Source organism: Escherichia sp. WS547 (assembly GCF_046486065.1).
Lineage (GTDB): Bacteria > Pseudomonadota > Gammaproteobacteria > Enterobacterales > Enterobacteriaceae > Escherichia > Escherichia coli.
Genome location: NZ_JBJQMA010000006.1, coordinates 25,721 through 49,466 on the forward strand (window position 1 = coordinate 25,721; position 23,746 = coordinate 49,466).

General features: G+C 51.5%; 17 protein-coding genes, 1 tRNA gene and 2 pseudogenes. 12 read left to right on the plus strand and 8 right to left on the minus strand.

Annotation, left to right across the window (positions count from 1 at the left end):
* Positions 1 to 135: 135 nt before the first annotated feature.
* Together ftsK and lrp are read right to left on the minus strand one after the other, a co-directional pair.
* Positions 136 to 4,203, minus strand: coding sequence for a DNA translocase FtsK (ftsK, locus tag ACJHWK_RS07075; RefSeq protein WP_001522753.1), 4,068 nt, complete (start codon positions 4,201 to 4,203; stop codon positions 136 to 138).
* Between the two features lie 134 nt (positions 4,204 to 4,337).
* Positions 4,338 to 4,832 (minus strand): leucine-responsive transcriptional regulator Lrp, encoded by a 495-nt coding sequence (gene lrp, locus ACJHWK_RS07080; RefSeq protein ID WP_000228473.1) that lies wholly within the window; start codon positions 4,830 to 4,832, stop codon positions 4,338 to 4,340.
* 544 nt (positions 4,833 to 5,376) lie between these two features.
* Between lrp and trxB the strand changes: the two genes are divergently transcribed.
* The 8 genes and pseudogenes from trxB (at position 5,377) to ACJHWK_RS07120 (ending at position 11,543) form a co-directional block, all read left to right on the plus strand.
* Complete coding sequence (gene trxB, locus ACJHWK_RS07085) at positions 5,377 to 6,342, plus strand: thioredoxin-disulfide reductase (RefSeq protein WP_001522752.1); 966 nt, start codon at positions 5,377 to 5,379, stop codon at positions 6,340 to 6,342.
* A 122-nt stretch (positions 6,343 to 6,464) separates the two neighbouring features.
* Positions 6,465 to 8,231, plus strand: a complete 1,767-nt coding sequence (cydD, locus tag ACJHWK_RS07090; protein WP_001043595.1) for a heme ABC transporter permease/ATP-binding protein CydD — start codon at positions 6,465 to 6,467, stop codon at positions 8,229 to 8,231.
* Positions 8,232 to 9,953: a heme ABC transporter ATP-binding protein/permease CydC gene (cydC, locus tag ACJHWK_RS07095; RefSeq protein ID WP_001522751.1), complete on the plus strand. Its 1,722-nt coding sequence runs from the start codon at positions 8,232 to 8,234 to the stop codon at positions 9,951 to 9,953. It abuts the gene before it with no gap.
* 41 nt (positions 9,954 to 9,994) lie between these two features.
* Positions 9,995 to 10,699 (plus strand): leucyl/phenylalanyl-tRNA--protein transferase, encoded by a 705-nt coding sequence (gene aat, locus ACJHWK_RS07100; RefSeq protein WP_001241678.1) that lies wholly within the window; start codon positions 9,995 to 9,997, stop codon positions 10,697 to 10,699.
* A pseudogene (locus ACJHWK_RS07105) lies at positions 10,700 to 10,844 on the plus strand (hypothetical protein); the annotation flags it as partial.
* 59 nt (positions 10,845 to 10,903) lie between these two features.
* A pseudogene (locus ACJHWK_RS07110) lies at positions 10,904 to 11,056 on the plus strand (hypothetical protein); the annotation flags it as partial.
* On the plus strand, positions 10,984 to 11,202 hold the full coding sequence (infA, locus tag ACJHWK_RS07115) for a translation initiation factor IF-1 (RefSeq protein ID WP_001040187.1): 219 nt from the start codon (positions 10,984 to 10,986) through the stop codon (positions 11,200 to 11,202). The pseudogene ACJHWK_RS07110 and the gene infA, both read left to right, overlap by 73 nt.
* Positions 11,203 to 11,455: 253 nt before the next feature.
* Positions 11,456 to 11,543: transfer RNA gene (locus ACJHWK_RS07120), tRNA-Ser, on the plus strand.
* Positions 11,544 to 12,063: 520 nt separating this feature from the next.
* On the opposite strand, the gene clpA is transcribed toward ACJHWK_RS07120, so the two are convergent.
* The 3 genes from clpA to yljB all read right to left on the minus strand — a co-directional run bounded on the left by clpA (position 12,064) and on the right by yljB (position 14,864).
* On the minus strand, positions 12,064 to 14,340 hold the full coding sequence (clpA, locus tag ACJHWK_RS07125; protein ID WP_000934041.1) for an ATP-dependent Clp protease ATP-binding subunit ClpA: 2,277 nt from the start codon (positions 14,338 to 14,340) through the stop codon (positions 12,064 to 12,066).
* Positions 14,341 to 14,370: 30 nt separating this feature from the next.
* A complete protein-coding gene (gene clpS / locus ACJHWK_RS07130; RefSeq protein ID WP_000520781.1) occupies positions 14,371 to 14,691 on the minus strand; it encodes an ATP-dependent Clp protease adapter ClpS in 321 nt (106 codons plus the stop codon).
* Between the two features lie 98 nt (positions 14,692 to 14,789).
* Positions 14,790 to 14,864 (minus strand): protein YljB, encoded by a 75-nt coding sequence (gene yljB / locus ACJHWK_RS07135; protein ID WP_001406719.1) that lies wholly within the window; start codon positions 14,862 to 14,864, stop codon positions 14,790 to 14,792.
* Between the two features lie 149 nt (positions 14,865 to 15,013).
* Between yljB and cspD the strand changes: the two genes are divergently transcribed.
* Positions 15,014 to 15,238, plus strand: a complete 225-nt coding sequence (gene cspD, locus ACJHWK_RS07140) for a cold shock-like protein CspD (protein ID WP_000410785.1) — start codon at positions 15,014 to 15,016, stop codon at positions 15,236 to 15,238.
* 72 nt (positions 15,239 to 15,310) lie between these two features.
* On the opposite strand, the gene macB is transcribed toward cspD, so the two are convergent.
* Together macB and macA are read right to left on the minus strand one after the other, a co-directional pair.
* Positions 15,311 to 17,257, minus strand: coding sequence for a macrolide ABC transporter ATP-binding protein/permease MacB (gene macB, locus ACJHWK_RS07145; RefSeq protein ID WP_170886194.1), 1,947 nt, complete (start codon positions 17,255 to 17,257; stop codon positions 15,311 to 15,313).
* A complete protein-coding gene (macA, locus tag ACJHWK_RS07150; protein ID WP_000746460.1) occupies positions 17,254 to 18,369 on the minus strand; it encodes a macrolide transporter subunit MacA in 1,116 nt (371 codons plus the stop codon). Before macA ends, macB begins: the two co-directional genes overlap by 4 nt.
* A 150-nt stretch (positions 18,370 to 18,519) precedes the next feature.
* On the opposite strand from macA, the gene ACJHWK_RS07155 reads away from it, so the two are divergent.
* On the plus strand, positions 18,520 to 19,476 hold the full coding sequence (locus ACJHWK_RS07155; protein ID WP_131727183.1) for a VirK/YbjX family protein: 957 nt from the start codon (positions 18,520 to 18,522) through the stop codon (positions 19,474 to 19,476).
* Here ACJHWK_RS07155 and ACJHWK_RS07160 read toward each other — a convergent pair.
* Entirely contained in the window at positions 19,473 to 21,131 is a 1,659-nt protein-coding gene (locus ACJHWK_RS07160; RefSeq protein WP_001522749.1) for an ATP-dependent endonuclease, read from the minus strand. The genes ACJHWK_RS07155 and ACJHWK_RS07160 overlap by 4 nt on opposite strands.
* Before the next feature lie 425 nt (positions 21,132 to 21,556).
* Between ACJHWK_RS07160 and aqpZ the strand changes: the two genes are divergently transcribed.
* Both aqpZ and lysO read left to right on the plus strand, forming a co-directional pair.
* Complete coding sequence (gene aqpZ, locus ACJHWK_RS07165; protein ID WP_001522748.1) at positions 21,557 to 22,252, plus strand: aquaporin Z; 696 nt, start codon at positions 21,557 to 21,559, stop codon at positions 22,250 to 22,252.
* 483 nt (positions 22,253 to 22,735) lie between these two features.
* The gene (gene lysO, locus ACJHWK_RS07170) at positions 22,736 to 23,635 is read left to right on the plus strand and encodes an L-lysine exporter LysO (protein WP_001522747.1); all 900 of its coding nucleotides are present in this window, start codon (positions 22,736 to 22,738) and stop codon (positions 23,633 to 23,635) included.
* Positions 23,636 to 23,746: the final 111 nt, after the last annotated feature.

The following is a 23,746-nucleotide window of genomic DNA, read 5'->3' on the forward strand; positions in this document are numbered from 1 at the left end:
TCCCGATCGGGAGTTCCCTCTACTCTCTATTCCAGGCTAATAATCAGCTTGAGGAAAGAAGAAAATACTGAATTTTCAGTTGTTAGAGTGCCGGATGCGACGCTACCGAGCCTTATCCGGCCTACGATGCATTAATTAGTCAAACGGCGGTGGGGCCAGCACTTCACGATTACCGTTGTGCCCCTGTTCGCTGACAATCCCCTGCGCTTCCATCTGTTCGATAATACGCGCTGCACGGTTATAACCAATGCGGAACTGACGCTGTACGCCAGAAATTGATGCTTTGCGTTTTTCAGTGACAAACTGCACCGCCTGATCGAACAACGGATCCAGCTCTTCAGCGCCATCGAAACCGCCCGCGCCACCTTCGCTTTCGCTGTCGGAGGTGATGCCATCAACATACTGTGGGCGACCACGCGCTTTCCAGTCCTGCACCACGGCATGAACTTCCTGATCGCGAACAAAAGCACCATGGACACGTACCGGCAACGTGGAGTTCGGCCCAGAGTAGAGCATATCCCCCATACCCAGCAGTGATTCCGCACCAGCCTGATCAAGAATGGTACGTGAGTCAATCTTACTGGATACGGTAAAGGCGATACGGGTCGGAATATTCGCTTTAATCAGACCAGTAATAACATCAACCGATGGACGCTGCGTTGCCAGTACGAGGTGGATACCCGCGGCACGGGCTTTTTGCGCCAGACGTGCTATAAGCTCTTCCACTTTTTTACCTACCGTCATCATCAGGTCGGCAAATTCGTCCACCAACACCACAATGTACGGTTCTTTTTTCAGCACCGGATGCTGGGCATCCATACTGTCACCCGGCTTCCAGTACGGGTCTGGAATCGGACGCATCATGCGATCGGCTTCAGCAATTTTTTCGTTATAACCCGCCAGATTACGCACACCTAGGGCGGACATCAGCTTATAACGACGTTCCATTTCATTTACGCACCAGCGCAAAGCGTTGGCAGCATCTTTCATGTCGGTAACGACTTCCGTTAACAGATGCGGAATGCCTTCATAAACCGAAAGCTCCAGCATTTTCGGGTCGATCATGATGAAACGCACATCTTCTGGCTGTGCTTTATAAAGCATGCTCAGGATCATCGCGTTCACCCCGACAGACTTACCGGAACCGGTAGTCCCCGCAACCAACAAGTGCGGCATTTTCGCCAGATCGGCAACCACCGGCTCACCGGCGATATCTTTACCCAGCACCACGGTTAATGGCGACGGATTATCGCGGAATTTGGCGTTATCCAATACTTCGCGCAGATAAACGGTTTGTCGTTTTTTATTCGGTAACTCCAGACCTACATAGGGTTTGCCAGGAATAACTTCAACGACACGCACCGCCACCGTCGAAAGTGAACGGGCAAGGTCCCGTGACAAGTTAGAAATGCGCGCCGCTTTTACGCCCGGTGCCAGGTTAAGTTCAAAGCGAGTGATAACCGGCCCCGGAGAGTAATTGACGACATCGGCTTTAATACGGAAATCAGCCAGACGCGCTTCCACCAGACGCGCCATTTGTTCAAGCGCAAAGGTATCTACCGGCTCCACTTCGCTCGGCGGCGGTGTCAGCAAATCCAGAGAAGGCAGCGGCGTCGTCGGTTTATGCAACGGACGGCTGTCACCATTGCGCATCAACAGCGGATGAAGCAGGGTATCATGCGGCTGCGGCGCAACTGGCTGTTGCGGCTGCTGATATTGCGGCTGCTGTGCAACCGGCTGTTGCGGCTGCTGATATTGCTGCTGCGGCGCAACCGGTTGTTGTGGCTGCTGATATTGCTGCTGCGGTGCAACCGGCTGTTGCGGCTGCTGATACTGCGGCTGCGGCGCAACTGGTTGCTGCGGCTGCTGATACTGTTGCTGCGGTGCAATCGGTTGTTGCGGCTGCTGTACAGGTTCAACAATTGGCGTAAACAGCGGTTCGTGTGGACCATCATCCAGCAACGCTTTCATTGGCGAAAATTCAAAATCATCCAGCGTGAACGGATTCGCCCCAGCCGGTTGTTCGCCGGAATAACGTTGTTGTTGAGTTTGAGCAAACTGACGAGCCAGTTCAGCCTCTGCCGCAGCATCTGCATCTTCTGCGTTCGCGGGCACATCATGTTGATACTGTTCGCCATAGCGTTGCTGCTGTGTCTGGGCGAACTGACGTGCCAGTTCATCCTGCTGCATCGCATCGATTTCATCATCGTTATAATGATCGCCGGAATCGTACTGATTGCGCTGGGCTTCACGGGCTTTTTCTTCTGCCGCACGCTGTGAGGGCAGCTTAATACCGTAAGACGCCAGTTCACGACGAGTTGGCACGCGGATACGTTTCGGTCGTGGCAACTGCGGGCCAATCCCCTCTTTGACCTGCGGACGCGGTCCAGCGCTATTTGCCAGACTGAAGACTGGCGCGGCAACGGTTGCGGCAGCCCCCGTCGCCAGTGTCGCTTTTTTCACGCCAGATGCCAGAGGGGAAACAGCGGCAGCGGCTTCCACTGGAGGTACTGCTGCAACAGAAGGTGCTTTCAGCGAAGATTTGATCGGTTCTGGTTCTTTAACCGGTTCAGGAATCGGTTGATACCAGGCCGCAAGTTGTTCACGTTCACGGGCACGCTTCTCTTCCACTTCTTCAAAATAGTAAAGCGGCGGACGCGCGGGTTTTGTTTCTTCTACAACGGGTTCAGGCTCCACAACAGGCTGCTGTTCAACGGGTTGCGGCTGTTGGTACAACGGCTCCTGAGCGGCTGGCTGCTGATAAGTTTGCTCAGTCTGGTATGTAGACTGTGGAGCAAAAGTGGATTGCTGCTCTTCGGCTTGCCAGGCGTTACCTGCCGCCGATTGTTCTGGCGCAGGGGCGTAATACGGCTGTTGCGCAGACTGTTCCGCCGCAGTTGCGTAATACGGCTGCTGAACAGGTTGTTCCGCCGCAGGAGCGTAGTAAGGTTGTTGCACAGGTTGTTCCGCTGCTGGCGCATAATACGGCTGCTGTGGCTGTACAGGTTGTTGCAGCGGCTCATTATATTGCACTGCAGGCTGCGCATATTGTAGCTGCTGTGGATAACCTTCCGGTGCAGGAGCAATAACCGGCTCTCCCGTTTGTGGCCCCGGTACAGGCTGCCAGGCTACTGTAGGTTGTGCAGGTGGAACATCAACAGAGGCAACAGGCGGCGTCTGAGTCACAGGTTCAACCGGCGCAGCCCAGCTTTGTGTCGCAGTGGTAGCAGCAGCTGCTACAGCAACAGGTTCGGTAATTGGCGCACCGTTTAATAATGGATCGTATTCGTCATATTCTGGCTGCGTTGCACGATTGCCCGAAAAGAGGACGTCGTCAGGGTCGGCAGCCACACCGCGTGCAGTGTAGGTAATCTCTTCTTCATCATCCATCCGCTTACCGGAGAACAACGCAGCATCTGTTTGCCGCCCCATCGGATTAATGAATTTTTCCGCCAACCGTTTACGACGCGCTAGCGCGCCGCGAAGAATACGGGCACGGCGTGATTCATGCTGTTTGCCGTGATTTTCATCTTCATACTCTTCGTCGTCTTCATACTCATCTTCATCGACCCAGGTATCATCGCGACGGGTACGATTACTGGCGAAGGTGAGAATATTTAAAATCCAGCCGCCGAGTTTTTCAGCAATGGTCACCCATGACCAACCGGTGAACAGCGTCAGACCCGCAGCCCAAACGCAGAGCAGCGCAATAGTTCCCCCGCTACTGTGTAGCAGTGGTTGTAGCGTAGTGCTTAGTAAGCTGCCAATGACGCCACCGGAGGCAAAATACCAGATATCGTCAGCGTTGATTGCCGCCAGACCACAGGAGGTAAGGATGAGCGCCAAAACGCCAATGATGCGTAGCGAAACGGCAAAATAATCAATGTATTCGTCGCTGGACTGATGACGCCAGGCAAACCAACAACCGCCGACAATAATGACGGGAATGGTGTAAGCCATCACGCCAAAAATAAAGAACAGCGTATCTGCCAGCCATGCACCGGGCATCCCACCTAAATTATGGATAGGTTCATGCCAGGCCGTTTGCGACCAGCTGGGGTCCGAAGGGTTAAAGCTTAGTAAGGCAGCCATCAACCAGACGGCAAACAGGACAATAAGGATCAGCAACGCCTCCAGAAGGCGGCGGCCGCTACTTAACTTTGTCAATGTGACTTCTTTGTCTTCAGTGTATTCCTGGCTCAAGAAAGGCTCTCCAGGTTACAGGCTTTTCCTGCCCGATGCTAAAACGGACAACAGTACCAGGTTACCCCAGTACTGTTGCTGTATGGATTAACAGGAGTGTAATCAAAATACGCCGATTTTGCACCTGTTCCGTGTTAGCGCGTCTTAATAACCAGACGATTACTCTGCTTGACTTCTTCCATAACAACGTATGTCCGTGTGTCATTGACGCCAGGCAGACGCAGCAGGGTTTCCCCCAGCAACTTACGGTAAGCTGACATATCCGGCACGCGTGTTTTCAACAGGTAGTCGAAATCACCGGATACTAAATGACACTCCTGAATTTCTTCAAGTTTTTGTACAGCGGTATTGAATTGTTCAAACACATCCGGTGCGCCACGATTCAGAGTAATCTCAACGAATACCAGAAGTGATGCATCCAGATAATGGGGGTTCAGCAGCGCCGTATAGCCCTGAATAAACCCTTGTCTTTCCAGCCGACGCACACGCTCAAGGCACGGCGTTGGGGAAAGTCCCACACGTTTAGAAAGCTCGACGTTAGAAATACGCCCATCCTTTTGCAACTCATTAAGAATGTTACGATCGATACGGTCGAGATCTTTGCCAGGGCGCTTCTTGCTATCTACCATTATTATTGTCTCTCTGTATTCCTTCCCTACTCCTGTCTGACCCTGAAACATCACTGTTCAGAGTCGCTACCCGTCACGATAGACCGAAATCATGAAGATTCACGGCGCGCAATGCCTGGGTCTACGGTGAGAAGACCGTTGCCTTGTGGCAGCTATCGACATCACGAATGGCGTCTGTCCACGCCATACGTAGATTTCACTAGCACGGTAAACATGGTATTTACATGCATGGTTATGCGCATATAAGAATACTGTTTTTTTTCTTCCTCGAATGTTTTCGCAAAACACCAGGGGATTGTCAAAGCAAAACATCGATTTTTAGTACAACATGCCAGATATTCATTAACAGGGGCGTTTATTCATCATTTAATCGGCTTATAAAGCGGGAAATTTAAGTAGCAGAGGTGATAATGACGGGAGAATTTGACCTGCTTATCGATGCTGCCGATTGCACAAATTGTTAACAAAATCGTCATACTCTTTTTTTACGTCTGTAAATTCCCTACAATCCTGCCCATTGTCTGCCAACAACTATGGGGATCTCATGGGCACGACCAAACACAGTAAACTGCTTATCCTGGGTTCAGGCCCGGCGGGATATACCGCTGCTGTCTACGCGGCGCGCGCCAACCTGCAACCTGTGCTGATTACCGGCATGGAAAAAGGCGGCCAACTGACCACCACCACGGAAGTGGAAAACTGGCCTGGCGATCCAAACGATCTGACCGGTCCGTTATTAATGGAGCGCATGCACGAACATGCCACCAAATTTGAAACTGAAATCATCTTTGATCACATCAACAAAGTTGATTTGCAGAATCGTCCGTTCCGTCTGACTGGCGATAGCGGCGAATACACTTGCGACGCGCTGATTATTGCCACCGGAGCTTCTGCACGCTATCTCGGCCTGCCATCTGAAGAAGCCTTTAAAGGCCGTGGAGTTTCTGCTTGTGCTACCTGCGACGGTTTCTTCTATCGCAACCAGAAAGTTGCGGTCATCGGCGGCGGCAATACCGCGGTTGAAGAGGCGCTGTATCTGTCTAACATCGCTTCGGAAGTGCATCTGATTCACCGCCGTGACGGTTTCCGCGCGGAAAAAATCCTTATTAAGCGTCTGATGGATAAAGTGGAGAACGGCAACATCATTCTACACACCAACCGTACGCTGGAAGAGGTGACCGGCGATCAGATGGGCGTCACTGGCGTTCGTCTGCGCGATACGCAAAACAGCGATAACATCGAGTCACTCGACGTTGCCGGTCTGTTTATTGCTATCGGTCACAGCCCGAATACGGCTATTTTCGAAGGGCAGCTGGAACTGGAAAACGGCTACATCAAAGTACAGTCGGGTATTCATGGTAATGCCACCCAGACCAGCATCCCTGGCGTCTTTGCCGCAGGCGACGTGATGGATCACATTTATCGCCAGGCTATTACATCTGCTGGTACAGGCTGCATGGCAGCACTTGATGCGGAACGCTACCTCGATGGTTTAGCTGACGCAAAATAATTTTACAAATCAGTAACAAAAGTAAAGAAGGCGACACCATGCGACTATGGGTCGCCTTTATTTTTTCCTCGTTGTAACATTGCTCTGCAAATAATTCTGATAACTCACCTGCTAAGCGTGCAATGAATAAATCCCGTCAAAAAGAGTTAACCCGCTGGTTAAAACAGCAAAGCGTCATCTCCCAACGTTGGCTGAATATTTCTCGTCTGCTGGGCTTTGTGAGCGGCATATTGATCATTGCCCAGGCCTGGTTCATGGCGCGAATTCTGCAACATATGATTATGGAGAATATTCCCCGTGAAGCCCTGCTGCTTCCCTTTACGTTACTGGTTCTGACCTTTGTACTGCGCGCATGGGTGGTCTGGTTACGCGAACGGGTGGGTTATCACGCCGGGCAGCATATCCGCTTTGCCATCCGCCGTCAGGTTCTCGACCGTCTGCAACAAGCAGGGCCAGCGTGGATTCAGGGTAAACCGGCGGGGAGCTGGGCGACGCTGGTACTCGAGCAAATTGACGATATGCATGATTACTATGCACGCTACCTGCCGCAAATGGCGCTGGCAGTGTCGGTGCCGTTGCTGATTGTGGTGGCTATCTTCCCCTCTAACTGGGCTGCGGCGCTGATTCTGCTGGGCACTGCTCCGTTAATTCCGTTGTTTATGGCGCTGGTTGGAATGGGGGCTGCCGATGCTAACCGACGTAACTTTCTCGCTCTTGCTCGCTTAAGTGGGCATTTTCTCGATCGCCTGCGCGGCATGGAAACATTGCGTATTTTTGGTCGTGGTGAAGCTGAAATTGAAAGTATTCGTTCTGCTTCGGAAGATTTCCGCCAACGGACAATGGAAGTGCTACGGCTGGCGTTTTTATCCTCCGGCATTCTCGAATTTTTTACCTCGCTGTCAATTGCTCTGGTGGCGGTCTACTTTGGTTTTTCCTATCTCGGCGAGCTGGATTTTGGTCACTACGATACTGGCGTGACGCTGGCTGCGGGTTTTCTGGCCCTGATCCTTGCGCCGGAGTTTTTCCAGCCATTACGCGATCTCGGTACGTTTTATCATGCTAAAGCCCAGGCTGTTGGTGCAGCTGACAGTTTGAAAACGTTTATGGAAACCCCGCTTGCCCATCCGCAGCGTGGTGAGGCGGAATTAGCATCGACCGATCCGGTGACCATTGAAGCCGAGGAGCTGTTTATTACATCACCAGAAGGTAAAACGCTGGCCGGACCGCTGAACTTTACTTTGCCAGCAGGCCAACGTGCCGTGTTGGTTGGTCGCAGCGGTTCAGGTAAAAGCTCACTGCTGAACGCGCTTTCTGGTTTTCTCTCATATCAGGGATCGCTACGAATCAACGGGATAGAATTACGCGATTTATCACCGGAATCATGGCGTAAACATCTCTCCTGGGTTGGGCAAAACCCACAATTACCAGCAGCAACACTACGGGATAACGTACTACTGGCACGACCTGATGCCAGCGAACACGAGTTACAAACAGCGCTGGATAACGCCTGGGTCAGTGAGTTTCTACCGCTCCTGCCACAAGGCGTTGATACGCCTGTTGGCGACCAGGCTGCCCGCCTTTCCGTGGGGCAGGCACAGCGCGTGGCGGTGGCCCGAGCATTACTAAATCCCTGTTCGCTATTACTGTTGGATGAACCCGCTGCCAGCCTTGATGCTCACAGTGAACAGCGCGTAATGGAGGCGCTTAATGCCGCCTCTCTGCGCCAGACAACGTTAATGGTCACCCACCAGTTAGAAGATCTTGCTGACTGGGATGTCATTTGGGTAATGCAGGATGGTCAGATTATTGAGCAAGGACGTTACGCGGAATTAAGTGTGGCTGGTGGCCCATTCGCCACATTACTGGCCCATCGTCAGGAGGAGATTTAAATGCGCGCTTTGCTACCCTATCTGGCACTGTATAAACGTCATAAATGGATGTTAAGTCTTGGTATTGTGCTGGCAATTGTCACGCTGCTCGCCAGTATCGGTCTGTTGACACTTTCCGGCTGGTTCCTCTCGGCCTCAGCGGTAGCGGGGGTTGCCGGACTGTACAGCTTCAACTATATGCTACCCGCTGCGGGCGTGCGTGGTGCAGCAATCACCCGTACTGCCGGGCGCTATTTTGAACGTCTGGTAAGTCACGACGCGACTTTCCGCGTGTTGCAGCATCTGCGCATTTATACCTTCAGCAAATTGCTGCCCCTCTCCCCTGCCGGACTGGCGCGCTATCGTCAGGGCGAATTGCTCAACCGCGTGGTGGCGGATGTTGATACGCTCGATCATCTTTACCTGCGCGTTATCTCGCCGCTGGTGGGCGCTTTTGTGGTGATTATGGTGGTGACAATCGGGTTAAGTTTCCTTGATTTCACCCTCGCCTTTACGCTGGGCGGCATTATGTTACTGACGCTTTTCCTGATGCCACCGCTGTTTTATCGTGCGGGAAAAAGCACCGGGCAAAATCTGACTCATCTTCGCGGGCAGTATCGCCAACAACTGACGGCCTGGCTGCAAGGGCAAGCTGAGCTGACCATTTTGGGTGCCAGCGATCGTTATCGCACGCAGTTAGAGAATACCGAAATTCAGTGGCTGGAAGCGCAACGACGTCAATCTGAACTCACCGCATTGTCGCAAGCGATAATGCTGCTCATTGGCGCGTTAGCGGTGATCCTGATGCTGTGGATGGCGTCTGGCGGCGTTGGCGGCAATGCTCAACCCGGCGCGTTAATTGCCCTGTTTGTCTTCTGCGCGTTAGCCGCGTTTGAAGCACTGGCACCAGTAACGGGTGCATTTCAGCATCTGGGGCAAGTCATTGCCTCTGCCGTACGGATCACTGACTTAACGGATCAAAAACCGGAGGTCACCTTCCCTGATACCCAAACTCGTGTTGCCGATCGCGTTTCGCTGACGTTACGGGATGTTCAGTTCACTTATCCGGAGCAATCCCAACAGGCACTTAAAGGGATTTCTCTTCAGGTAAACGCCGGAGAACATATAGCGATTCTCGGGCGAACCGGATGCGGCAAATCAACACTGTTACAACTGCTGACCCGCGCATGGGACCCGCAACAGGGCGAGATTTTGCTTAACGATAGCCCCATAGCCAGCCTGAATGAAGCGACTCTACGACAGACCATCAGCGTTGTGCCACAGCGAGTGCATCTGTTTAGCGCCACGCTGCGTGATAATCTGTTACTCGCCTCGCCTGGCAGTAGTGATGAGGCTCTGGCGGAGATCTTACGTCGCGTTGGTCTGGAGAAGCTGCTCGAGGATGCAGGTCTCAACAGTTGGTTGGGTGAAGGCGGACGCCAGCTCTCCGGTGGTGAACTACGCCGTCTGGCTATCGCCCGTGCGCTGTTACATGATGCGCCGCTGGTATTGCTGGATGAACCTACAGAAGGCTTAGATGCCACAACCGAAAGTCAGATCCTTGAATTGCTTGCAGAAATGATGCGTGAGAAAACGGTGTTAATGGTCACCCATCGACTTCGTGGACTCTCTCGTTTCCAACAAATAATAGTGATGGACAACGGGCAAATTATTGAGCAAGGTACTCACGCAAAACTGCTTGCCAGACAGGGGCGTTATTACCAGTTTAAGCAGGGTTTGTAAGCTATTATTGAACGATCCGACTTGCGTGGAGTTTTGCGGTCATGCGCCTGGTTCAGCTTTCTCGCCATTCAATAGCCTTCCCTTCCCCGGAAGGCGCATTACGTGAGCCTAACGGCCTGCTGGCACTGGGGGGCGATCTTAGCCCTGCGCGCCTGTTAATGGCTTACCAGCGTGGTATTTTTCCGTGGTTTTCTCCAGGTGACCCCATCCTCTGGTGGTCGCCCGATCCTCGCGCGGTGCTTTGGCCTGAATCACTGCATATCAGCCGTAGTATGAAGCGATTTCATAAACGCTCGCCCTATCGAGTCACGATGAATTACGCTTTTGGTCAGGTCATTGAAGGCTGTGCCAGCGATCGCGAAGAAGGAACCTGGATCACGCGTGGCGTGGTCGAAGCCTACCATCGCCTTCACGAACTCGGTCATGCCCACTCTATTGAAGTCTGGCGTGAAGATGAGCTTGTCGGCGGTATGTACGGCGTGGCCCAGGGAACGCTATTTTGTGGCGAGTCCATGTTCAGCCGGATGGAAAATGCGTCTAAAACGGCGCTTCTGGTATTCTGTGAGGAATTTATTGGTCATGGCGGTAAACTTATCGACTGCCAGGTCCTTAACGATCACACAGCGTCGCTTGGTGCCTGCGAAATTCCCCGCCGGGATTACCTCAATTATCTCAATCAAATGCGCCTCGGACGATTGCCGAATAATTTCTGGGTACCACGGTGCTTGTTTTCACCACAAGAATGAATGTTTTCGGCACATTTCTCCCCAGAGTGTTATAATTGCGGTCGCAGAGTTGGTTACGCTCATTACCCCGCTGCCGATAAGGAATTTTTCGCGTCAGGTAACGCCCATCGTTTATCTCACCGCTCCCTTATACGTTGCGCTTTTGGTGCGGCTTAGCCGTGTGTTTTCGGAGTAATGTGCCGAACCTGTTTGTTGCGATTTAGCGCGCAAATCTTTACTTATTTACAGAACTTCGGCATTATCTTGCCGGTTCAAATTACGGTAGTGATACCCCAGAGGATTAGATGGCCAAAGAAGACAATATTGAAATGCAAGGTACCGTTCTTGAAACGTTGCCTAATACCATGTTCCGCGTAGAGTTAGAAAACGGTCACGTGGTTACTGCACACATCTCCGGTAAAATGCGCAAAAACTACATCCGCATCCTGACGGGCGACAAAGTGACTGTTGAACTGACCCCGTACGACCTGAGCAAAGGCCGCATTGTCTTCCGTAGTCGCTGATTGTTTTACCGCCTGATGGGCGAAGAGAAAGAACGAGTAAAAGGTCGGTTTAACCGGCCTTTTTATTTTGTGATATGTATGAAGTACTTTGGAAGTATAAGTCCATAACTTGTCTCGATGTAGATATACTGCACAACTTGTTTACAGTATGAGCAAACAATAATTATCATTAAAATTCTTCTTGACCGTTTTACTCCAACTCCCTATAGTAGCGCCCCGTTGCCACCCATGAGGTTTGGTAGCAAAACAATTTGGTGAGGTGTCCGAGTGGCTGAAGGAGCACGCCTGGAAAGTGTGTATACGGCAACGTATCGGGGGTTCGAATCCCCCCCTCACCGCCATATTCAAAGAAGAGCTCGTACGAAAGTGCGAGCTTTTTTTTCGCATATTGCACTCCAAGGGGGATGAGAAGCCCCGACCGGGGTTCGACAACTGGCGCAGCCAGTTGGACAGACCACGAACACAGTGAGTGGGCTGCCCGCAGGGCGAGCGAAGCGAGTCAATCCCCCCTCACCGCCATATTCAAAGAAGAGCTCGTACGAAAGTACGAGTTTTTTTTCGCATTTTATCTGCCTGTACGGCAGTGAACGGTATAAAAATCGAGTTTTTCTTTCGGTTGGCTTTCTAAGCTGCCTGTACGGCAATGAACTCAAATACTACACGTTTAGCCCGTTGTTAATAAAGCAAAACCATCCCATTCTCCTGCAGCACCCTTTTTTATCCTTACCTTCCCGCAGCACTAATTATCAACAACTTACCATCATCATCAAAAAAAGGGTCTGAACCTCCTCCACCCCATAAATAAAAAGTCCGTAACCTCTTTTGAGATTACGGACTTCACCAACCTACCTAACAATTAGATTAATGCGCTGCTTCCGCCTTGTGCTTTTGTGCACTCTGGAATCCATAAGTCAGCTCATTTTTCTCTTTATCCAGCGCAACCGTCACCTGACCGCCGTCCACCAGCGAACCAAACAACAGTTCGTTGGCGAGCGGTTTTTTCAGGTTGTCCTGGATGACACGCGCCATCGGACGTGCGCCCATTGCCCGGTCGTAACCTTTCTCGGCTAGCCAGTTACGCGCTTCCTGGCTCACTTCCAGAGAAACACCTTTCTGATCCAACTGAACCTGCAACTCGACGATGAATTTATCCACTACCTGATGGATCACGTCGGTTGACAGATGATCGAACCAGATAATGTTGTCGAGACGGTTACGAAACTCCGGCGTAAAGATCTTCTTGATCTCTTCCATCGCATCGGTGCTGTTGTCCTGGTGGATAAGACCAATCGATTTACGCTCAGTTTCTCGTACCCCAGCGTTGGTGGTCATCACCAATACCACGTTACGGAAGTCCGCTTTGCGTCCGTTGTTATCGGTCAGCGTACCGTTGTCCATCACCTGCAACAGAATATTGAACACGTCCGGGTGCGCTTTCTCGATTTCGTCCAGCAGCAGCACCGCATGTGGATGCTTGATGACCGCATCAGTCAGCAAACCGCCCTGATCAAAACCAACGTATCCCGGAGGCGCACCAATCAGACGGCTGACGGTATGGCGTTCCATATACTCGGACATATCAAAGCGCAGAAGCTCAATGCCCAAAGCTTTCGAAAGCTGTACCGTCACCTCTGTTTTCCCGACCCCGGTAGGGCCGGCAAACAGGAACGAACCGACCGGTTTATGTTCGTGACCTAAACCTGCACGCGCCATCTTAATGGCTTCAGTCAGCGCCTCGATGGCTTTATCCTGACCGAAGACCAGCATTTTCAGGCGATCGCCGAGGTTTTTCAGGGTATCGCGGTCACTCTGAGAAACACTCTTCTCTGGAATGCGCGCAATACGGGCCACCACGGACTCAATATCCGCCACATTAACGGTTTTCTTGCGTTTGCTTACCGGCATCAGGCGTGCGCGAGCGCCCGCTTCGTCGATAACGTCAATGGCTTTATCCGGCAGATGACGATCGTTAATGTATTTCACCGCCAGCTCTACCGCTGCACGCACCGCTTTTGCGGTATAACGCACGTCGTGGTGCGCTTCATACTTCGGTTTCAGGCCATTGATGATTTGAACAGTTTCTTCGATCGACGGTTCAGTAATATCAATTTTCTGGAAGCGACGCGCCAGAGCACGGTCTTTCTCGAAAATGTTGCTGAACTCCTGATAGGTTGTCGAACCAATTACGCGAATTTTACCGCTGGAGAGCAACGGTTTGATTAGGTTAGCCGCATCGACCTGACCACCAGACGCTGCACCCGCACCGATAATGGTGTGGATCTCATCAATAAACAGGATGCTGTTAGTGTCCTGCTCCAGCTGCTTGAGCAACGCTTTAAAACGTTTTTCAAAGTCGCCGCGATATTTTGTGCCCGCTAACAGAGAACCGATATCGAGAGAGTAAATCGTACAGTCAGCCATCACTTCCGGCACATCGCCCTGAACAATTCGCCAGGCAAGACCTTCTGCAATCGCGGTTTTACCGACACCAGATTCCCCCACCAGCAGCGGGTTGTTTTTACGGCGACGGCAGAGAACCTGAATAGCACGCTCCAGCTCCTTCTCACGACCAATCAGTGGGTCGATTCCGCCCACGCGCGCAAGCTGATTCAGGTTCGTCGTGAAATTCTCCATACGTTCCTCCCCACCAGCTTGTTCTTCGCTGTTTGGCTGGCTGCCAGGATCAGAAGACTGTGTCGGCTCGTCTTTACGCGTGCCATGAGAGATAAAGTTCACCACATCGAGACGGCTGACTTCATGTTTACGCAACAGATATGCCGCCTGCGACTCCTGTTCGCTAAAGATAGCGACCAGAACGTTTGCACCGGTAACCTCATTGCGACCGGAGGACTGGACATGGAAGACCGCACGTTGCAGTACACGCTGAAAACTCAGCGTTGGCTGTGTGTCGCGCTCCTCTTCACTGGCAGGCAGAACGGGTGTGGTTTGTTCAATAAAGGCTTCCAGTTCCTGACGGAGCGCAACCAAATCCACAGAACACGCTTCCAGCGCCTCCCGGGCAGATGGGTTACTGAGCAGCGCCAGTAACAAGTGCTCGACGGTCATAAACTCATGACGGTGCTCGCGCGCTCTGGCGAAAGCCATATTTAAACTGAGTTCCAGTTCTTGATTGAGCATAGGCACCTCCCCCAATTTTTATGCCTGCATTCAGGCTTTTTCTAGCGTACACAGCAATGGATGCTCATTCTCCCTCGCGTACTTGTTCACCATCGCCACTTTGGTTTCTGCAACCTCGGCGGTAAAGACTCCGCAAATGGCCTTCCCCTGGTAGTGAACAGCGAGCATCAATTGCGTTGCACGTTCTACATCATAAGAAAAGAATTTTTGTAACACGTCAATAACAAACTCCATCGGAGTGTAATCATCATTGACTAATATCACTTTATACATAGATGGCGGTTTTAGCGCGTCGCGAACTTTTTCTTCCGCCAGTTGATCAAAGTCCAGCCAGTCGTTCGTTTTACCCATTGTCAGTTATCATCTTCGGTTACGGTTATCGGCAGAACGCCCTGCCGCTGACAAGAGCTTATTTGCCTGACCAATCTACTCCACATGATAGATAACTATCATCTATCGTTGGCATCAGCGACATCTGTCACATTCCTGTCAATAGCGTTAACTGCTTCAAATTTTTGATTCATACCTGCCCCCTGGCCCCTGTCAAATGCTTGACGGCTCGCCCTAATTCTCTAAATTGTATTTCTAGAGTTGGCGAGGTTTTGAACAGCCCCCTCTCTGACCCCGGTTTATTCCATCTTACTTGTATAAGATTTGCGAAGGATGTCGAAGCATGGAAAAGGGTACTGTTAAGTGGTTCAACAATGCCAAAGGGTTTGGTTTCATCTGCCCTGAAGGCGGCGGCGAAGATATTTTCGCTCATTATTCCACCATTCAGATGGATGGTTACAGAACGCTAAAAGCTGGACAATCCGTTCAGTTTGATGTCCACCAGGGGCCAAAAGGCAATCACGCCAGTGTTATTGTGCCCGTCGAAGTAGAAGCGGCAGTCGCATAGCTCTTCTGTCTCATTGTGTACATCCTAAAGGCAAAATGCCAGCCCGATCGGCTGGCATTTTTATCTCAAAAATTACTCTCGTGCCAGAGCATCTACTGGATCCAGTCGTGCCGCATTTCGTGCGGGTAACCAGCCAAATAAAATCCCGGTGACCGTCGAGCAGAGAAACGCCAGCAGCAGCGCCAACGGTGAAAAACCAATCTCCCAGCCGGGTAAGAAAAGCTGCAAGGTGAAAGCAATTAACAGTGACAGTGTTATTCCCAACGCGCCACCGACCAGGCAAACCAGCACGGCTTCGATCAGGAACTGTTGCAACACATCACTTGCTCGCGCACCTACAGCCATGCGAATGCCAATTTCCCGCGTCCGCTCGGTCACTGACACCAGCATAATATTCATTACACCAATACCGCCCACCACTAGCGAAATCACTGCCACCAGCGTCAGAAACAGTTGTAAAGTACGTGTGGTCTTTTCAACGGTTTTCAAGACGCCGTCCATGTTCCAGGTAAAGAAATCCTTCTTACCGTGGCGCAGTGAAAGTAAACGCGTGAGTTGCTGTTCCGCCTCGGCGCTGTCAAATCCTTCTTTCACCCTGACAGTAATGGAGTTCAGCCACGACTGGCCCATAACTCGCCCGGACATCGTGCTGTAAGGTAGCCAGACACGCAGCACTTTACTGCTACCAAACATCGACTGTTTTTCTTCCGCCACACCAATGACTCTGGCGGGCATATTGCCGACCAGAATCACCTCGCCAACCACATCTGCTTTATGGGGGAAAAGCTGGCGGCGAGTATTACTGTCGAGAACCACCACCTGCGCACGACCGTTCAGCTGCTCCTGATTAAAGGTGTTTCCTTCACTGAAGGTCATGCCATAGACATTAAAATAATCGCCGCTCACGCCATTGGCACTGGCAGCAACATCAACATTGTTATAACGCAGGAGCAGGTTTTGCGAGACGGCAGGTGTGGCTGAGGCGACCCACGGTTGTTTTTGGATGGCGATTAAGTCGTCGTACTTCAGCGCCTGCTGATATTGCGGATCGTCATCGCCAAAATCTTTCCCGGGATAGACATCAATAGTATTCGTACCAATAGAACGAATATCTGCCAGCACCATTTGTTTGGCGGCGTCGCCCACCACGACAATGGAAACCACCGACGCAATACCGATAATAATCCCCAGCATGGTCAGTAAAGTACGCATTTTATTCGCTGCCAGCGCCCTCCATGCCATCGTCAGCGCTTCGTTAAAACCGCTGACAAATTGCCGCCAGCCAGAGGCCGTGTTGACAACAGGTTCCGTCCCGCCAGCAACATTCACTTTTTCAACGGCGGGAGGATTGCGCACAATTTCGCCGTCGCGAATTTCGATCACCCGCTCGGCCTGAGCAGCGACCTGCGGATCGTGGGTAACGATAATCACCGTATGCCCGCGATCGCGCAGCTGATGCAGGATCGCCATCACCTCTTCGCCAGAATGGCTGTCCAGTGCGCCGGTTGGTTCATCGGCAAGAATTACCTGACCGCCGTTCATCAATGCCCGCGCGATGCTGACGCGCTGTTGCTGCCCCCCCGAAAGCTGTGCCGGGTAATACTCTGTACGGTCTTCCAGTCCCAGTCGTTGCAGCAACTCCTGGGCGCGAAGCAGCCGCTGTTTCCGCTCAAGACCAGCATAGACGGCGGGTACTTCAACGTTCTGCTCGGCGGTTAAATGCGAAAGCAAATGGTAACGCTGGAAAATAAAGCCGAAATGCTCGCGGCGCAGTTGCGCCAGCGCATCGGCGTCCAGAGTGGCAACATCCTGACCGGCTACGCGATAGGTGCCGCTGGTGGCCTTATCCAGGCAGCCGAGAATATTCATCAGGGTCGATTTACCGGAACCCGAAGCGCCGACAATCGCCACCATCTCACCAGCATAAATATCGAGGGTGATGCCCTTCAGCACCTCAACCTGCTCATCACCGGCAGGATAGCTGCGACGAATATCCTTTAATTCGAGCAAGGGCGTCATTGTGCAGCTCCTGGTTTGGCCTCACCAATCACCACTTCATCGCCCGCTTCCAGCCCTTTGACAATCTCAACATCGGTATCGTTACGTGCGCCAATCGTCACTTCACGCTCGCGTGTTTCACCATTACGCAACAATTTGACTTTATAACGATTATCGCCAACCGGATCGCCTAACGCCGACAGAGGGATCGTCAGCACATTTTTCACATCGGTGAGCTGAATATGCACTTGCGCGGTCATATCCAGCCGCAGCAAACCATTGGGGTTGGGGACTTCAAAACGGGCGTAATAGAAAATAGCGTCGTTAACCTTTTCCGGCGTCGGTAGCACATCCTTGATTTGCCCCTCGTAGCGCGTCAGTGGATCGCCAAGCACCGTAAACCAGGCTTTTTGCCCCGGCTTCAGGTGGATTACATCCGCTTCAGAAACCTGCGCTTTTACCAGCATGGTGCTCATATCTGCCAGCGTCAGAATGTTCGGTGCTTGTTGTGCGGCAATCACCGTCTGGCCTTGCAGAGTGGTTATTTGCGTGACTTCCCCGGCCATCGGGGCAACGATGCGGGTGTAATCGAGATTGGTTTTAGCCGTATCGAGTGAGGCCTGATTGCGCTTGATTTGCGCGTCAATGGTGCCAATTTGCGCCTGTTTCACAGCCATCTCCGTCGCGGCGGTATCGAGATCCTGCTGTGAAACCGCTTGCGTTTGTGCAAGACGTTGCTGACGGGAATACGTCACCCGCGCCAGTTTCAGCTCCGCTTCCGCCTGCTGCCGCTGCGCGCGTAGCTCCATCAGCGTTGCTTCCACCTCCTTAATCTGGTTTTCAGCCTGTTCAGGATCAATAACCCCTAAAAGCTGGTCTTTTTTTACTTTATCGCCAATCGCCACCGACAGCGTTTTCAACTGACCGCTGACCTGCGCGCCCACATCAACCTTACGCAGCGCGTCCAGCTTTCCGGTCGCCAGCACGCTTTGCTGTAAATCACCGGGGCGCACAATCAGCGTCTGATAAGTCGGCACGGGTGCGTTAAGAATTCTCCATAACGTAATCAGCCCGGCAATGACTATCACCAGCGCAATAACGTAACGCTTCTTCACGGTTTTCCGCTTTTTCATAAATATTCTGAATACTCCATATGCCAATCCGGGTCATTAACTTCAACGAAATATCAACAAAACCCTAAAATTTACGTTAGTAATCACACTATTGATGTTTGGTTAAGATACGCAATGGTGAAATCGACGTCATGTATAACCATTGATTTCATGAATATGTCGCAGCTAACTGAACGGACCTTTACGCCATCTGAATCTCTCAGCAGCCTGTCACTTTTTCTTAGTCTGGCACGTGGACAGTGTCGGCCGGGTAAATTCTGGCATCGCCGTAGTTTTCGCCAGAAATTTTTGCTGCGCTCGTTGATTATGCCGCGTTTAAGCGTTGAGTGGATGAACGAACTTTCCCACTGGCCTAATCTCAATGTGTTGTTAACGCGCCAGCCGCGACTGCCTGTGCGTCTGCATCGCCCTTACCTTGCGGCGAATCTTAGCCGTAAGCAATTGCTGGAGGCGTTACGTTACCATTATGCGTTACTCCGCGGATGTATGTCGGCGGAAGAATTCAGCTTATATTTGAATACCCCCGGGCTGCAACTGGCGAAGCTGGAAGGCAAAAACGGCGAGCAGTTCACACTTGAGCTGACCATGATGATCTCAATGGATAAAGAAGGTGACAGCACAATCCTGTTCCGCAACAGCGAAGGTATTCCTCTGGCAGAGATCACGTTTACCCTGTGTGAATATCAGGGGGAAAGAACAATGTTTATTGGCGGACTGCAAGGCGCAAAATGGGAAATTCCACATCAGGAAATCCAGAATGCGACGAAAGCCTGCCACGGGCTATTTCCCAAACGCCTTGTGATGGAAGCGGCCTGTCTGTTTGCCCAACGTTTGCAGGTAGAGCAGATCATTGCCGTCAGCAATGAAACACATATTTACCGCAGCCTGCGTTATCGCGATAAAGAAGGCAAGATCCATGCTGATTACAACGCGTTCTGGGAGTCGGTAGGCGGCGTATGTGATGCTGAACGCCATTACCGCCTTCCGGCACAGATAGCACGAAAAGAGATTGCCGAAATCGCCAGTAAAAAACGGGCTGAATACCGTCGGCGCTATGAGATGCTCGACGCTATTCAGCCACAAATGGCCACGATGTTTCGCGGTTAATCCGCGCGACCGCGCGCCAGCCACAGCACGCGTGAGAACATTTTTTTCAGCAGCGTCGGTACGGAATCCACACCACGACGTCCTGCCTCCATTGCCACTTCAATGGCAAGATCGGGTTTGGAAGAGCGATGGATCGCTTTCGAGATAATTTTGCGCAGATTCATCGGTACATTTTCCGGGATTTGCGCCACGCGGTGGAACACATCGGAAAATCCCTGGCGATACATAAAATGTTCCATATCCAGCGCCGGTAACGCCGTTAAATGTTCTCGTTCGGCTTCCCGATCGTTATTCAACAGGCTGCGTACCGTAGCGGCATATTTCTTCCCTGCCTCATCGCCATCGACCAGTACATGCCATTCAATCCCCATTCGCCGGGCAAATTTAACCAGTGGCTTTAGCCCGGACTGGGCAAACTCAATGACCTTGATCCCTTCGGCATCAAAATGATGTCCGCACTGACGCGCCAGTTCATTGATAACCCAGGTTTCCGTTTCGCCTTCCACCAGCAGCCAGCAGCGTGCAAACAGCGATGACGGACGATTAAAACGAATGTGGAAAGAGATGCGTCGGCTGTCTTCGGTACTCAAACCACTCGGCCCCAGACGCCAGGCGGCAACGCGCGAGGACTCACGTACCAGTCGGCAAACATGTTCTACCGGCGTTAACGAAAGCAGCTCGCCAGAGTTGGTGGTGGCAATGCGCTGCAATGGCAGAAGATTCAACAGATGCCAGGCAACTGAAAGCATAATGGGGTGTAAACGGGTTTCTGGATCTTCGATCAGCAACAATGGACGGGCGTCTTTATCCAGTCGCAATGTGCCTTTTGCCTGCAACAAAGTAGCAAACAGGCCGAGCAAAATAACCCGATACGAGCGCCCTCCTGGTCGGTCAATCATCCGGTTGATGATATCCAGATAGCGCCAGCTTCGTTGCTCATTGCTGGCTCGCCGCCGCATTAAACGATATCGCGCCTGTCCGGCCCCCTGCTCAGAGAAATAATGCTCAAGCAGCTGTACCATTGCGGAAAGTCCCTGACGAATCTGTCCATCAGAGAGATTTTGCGGATGTGAGGACAACTCACGGGCGAGGAAATCGAGCTGGCGCGCGGTGACTTCCACATTGGGGACATTTGGCACCGTGCCGTTACGAATACGGCGCATAAAACGGGCATCACGCAAGCGCAGCACCGGCATTAAACGCACCAGATGGCGTGCCTGATCGTTAATATCCTCGACATCAATCGGATGTCCGTCTTTATCGAGAAAACTGCGCAGTGTCATCACGCTGCCGTCTTCCGCACTCTCCCCTTCCAGACGATAAAAAATACGGTGATAGCCATCGGTGCATGGCGTCCAGCACGCTTCCAGCGGCCGATAGCGGCGAACCCGATGTCGGCCTGGCAGCGATTCGCGGAAGGTCAAAATAATATGCAGATGATGTTCTCGCCCGTTGATATCTCCCGGCGGGAACCAGAAATCGTCGCGCTCAAAATGGTAGAGATCTAATTCTGGCGATAGCAGCAGGGTTAAGGCGTCCAGCAAGCTGGATTTACCCCACGCGTTCTCCCCAATCAGGACGTTGTTTTGTTCCAGCATCAACGACAAACGGTTGATACCGCGAAAACCCACAATTTCAACGCGCTCAAGAATCATATCCCCTCCAGAAATATGTGACTTATCCTTTACGCTGGCAGTATAACGGGAAAGGCCTTGCTAATACGTGATGACATCACATTTAAGCATGGCAAATGTCTGAAAAATGAGCGAATAATCGCGTTATACTCCCTCTTGCTGATAAGCCTGCAAAAACAACAAAATCAAATAATTAGCATGATAAATTATTTTTTATTACGCCTAAAGGATTAAATCTTTCGCTTGCACTACACTGTCAATCAGACAAATGACTATATGGGGCAACCCGCTGTTGCCCTAAATCAAATTTACTGGATTTATTTATCTGGCGAATGATTTGCCTTCGTTTTTAAAATAGCCGCGCATTATTTCCGTCGTCACTTTTTTACGACGACCCTATAAAACGACCATATTTTTCACAGGGTCAATTTTTAATTGAGGTGGATATGTTCAGAAAATTAGCAGCTGAATGTTTTGGTACTTTCTGGCTTGTTTTTGGTGGCTGTGGTAGTGCCGTACTGGCCGCAGGCTTCCCGGAATTAGGCATTGGTTTTGCCGGCGTGGCGCTGGCATTCGGTCTGACCGTTCTGACGATGGCCTTTGCTGTTGGTCATATTTCTGGTGGTCATTTTAACCCGGCGGTCACTATTGGTTTATGGGCTGGCGGACGTTTCCCGGCAAAAGAAGTCGTTGGCTACGTAATTGCCCAGGTTGTCGGCGGTATTGTTGCGGCGGCGCTGCTGTATTTAATTGCCAGTGGTAAAACGGGTTTTGACGCGGCAGCCAGCGGTTTTGCTTCTAACGGTTATGGCGAGCATTCGCCAGGCGGTTATTCCATGCTTTCCGCGCTGGTAGTTGAACTGGTATTGAGTGCAGGTTTCCTGCTGGTGATCCACGGCGCAACCGACAAATTCGCTCCTGCTGGTTTTGCGCCGATCGCTATTGGTCTGGCCTTAACCCTGATTCACTTAATCAGTATTCCGGTGACTAACACTTCTGTTAACCCGGCGCGCAGCACCGCGGTTGCTATCTTCCAGGGCGGCTGGGCGTTAGAACAACTGTGGTTCTTCTGGGTGGTGCCAATTGTCGGCGGTATTATCGGTGGTCTGATTTACCGGCCCCTGCTGGAAAAACGTAATTAATTAACGCAGAAGGCCTGGCGCAATGTCAGGCCTTTTTTAAATATATTGATTCATCTTCCTGTTGCGCTCCTTGATGTGTTAAGCCACATATAGTCACTGGCGCAGGGAGCGCGCAGGGGGCGGCCAATCGCCGCCGCCCCCTGCACCCCCGGGCTCTGGCGAACAAAATCGCCGCTGCGCGGTGCCCTCGACTTATCCCTTGCGGCTACCGGGTCGGGCGCGAGGTAACATCCCTGTAAAACGCGCCCTCAGCCCACATCCATGTGGGCTGCCCCGGCCTTCAGGGAACGCCTCGGCGATTTTGACGCCACCAACACCGGTGCGGTTTGTAATTAAAGCGCAAGAATATCTTTAAATGAAAATGAATACCCTACCGATCCTTATGCATAACATTTCCTTTTAATTGCAACTTTACTCGTCCTTCCGCTTTCAGTAGTGTGTCATCGCGCATTTCGACTTCATCTTTGCAAGGACTGGGTTTTCATGTTTTCTGGGCTGTTAATCATTCTGGTTCCCCTGATTGTGGGTTACCTCATTCCGCTTCGCCAAAAAGCTGCATTAAGAGTTATTAATCAGCTATTAAGTTGGATGGTTTACCTTATTCTCTTTTTTATGGGTATCAGTCTGGCGTTTCTCGATAACCTCGCCAGTAACCTGTTGGCGATTCTGCATTATTCTGCTGTCAGTATTACCGTTATTTTACTGTGTAATATTGCCGCCCTGATGTGGCTGGAGCGCGGTCTGCCGTGGCGCAACTACCACCAGCAAGAAAAACTCCCGTCGCGTATTGCGATGGCGCTGGAGTCGCTAAAACTGTGCGGCGTAGTAGTGATTGGTTTTGCCATTGGCCTGAGTGGACTGGCTTTCTTACAACACGCGACCGAAGCCAGTGAATACACCTTAATTCTACTACTTTTCCTCGTCGGTATTCAGTTGCGCAATAATGGCATGACCTTAAAGCAGATTGTCCTTAATCGCCGGGGAATGATTGTCGCCGTGGTGGTGGTTGCCAGTTCATTAATTGGTGGTTTAATTAACGCCTTTATTCTTGATCTTCCCATCAATACCGCGCTGGCAATGGCCTCCGGTTTCGGCTGGTATTCTCTTTCCGGTATTTTATTGACCGAATCTTTTGGTCCGGTAATCGGGAGCGCGGCGTTTTTTAATGATCTGGCCCGTGAGCTGATTGCTATTATGTTGATCCCTGGGCTGATTCGCCGCAGCCGCTCGACTGCACTGGGCTTATGCGGTGCCACATCAATGGATTTCACCCTGCCCGTTCTTCAACGTACTGGCGGGCTGGATATGGTCCCGGCGGCAATTGTTCACGGTTTTATTCTTAGCCTGTTAGTGCCGATCCTCATCGCCTTTTTCTCTGCGTAATACCTCTCTGGCGGTAGATCCCTGCCGCCAAAATTGCGCTAAATCAATCTCCCTTAAAGTTGCATGAAAAATCCCTTTTATCCCTGCGTTAAGCGTCTTAACCTTAAACAT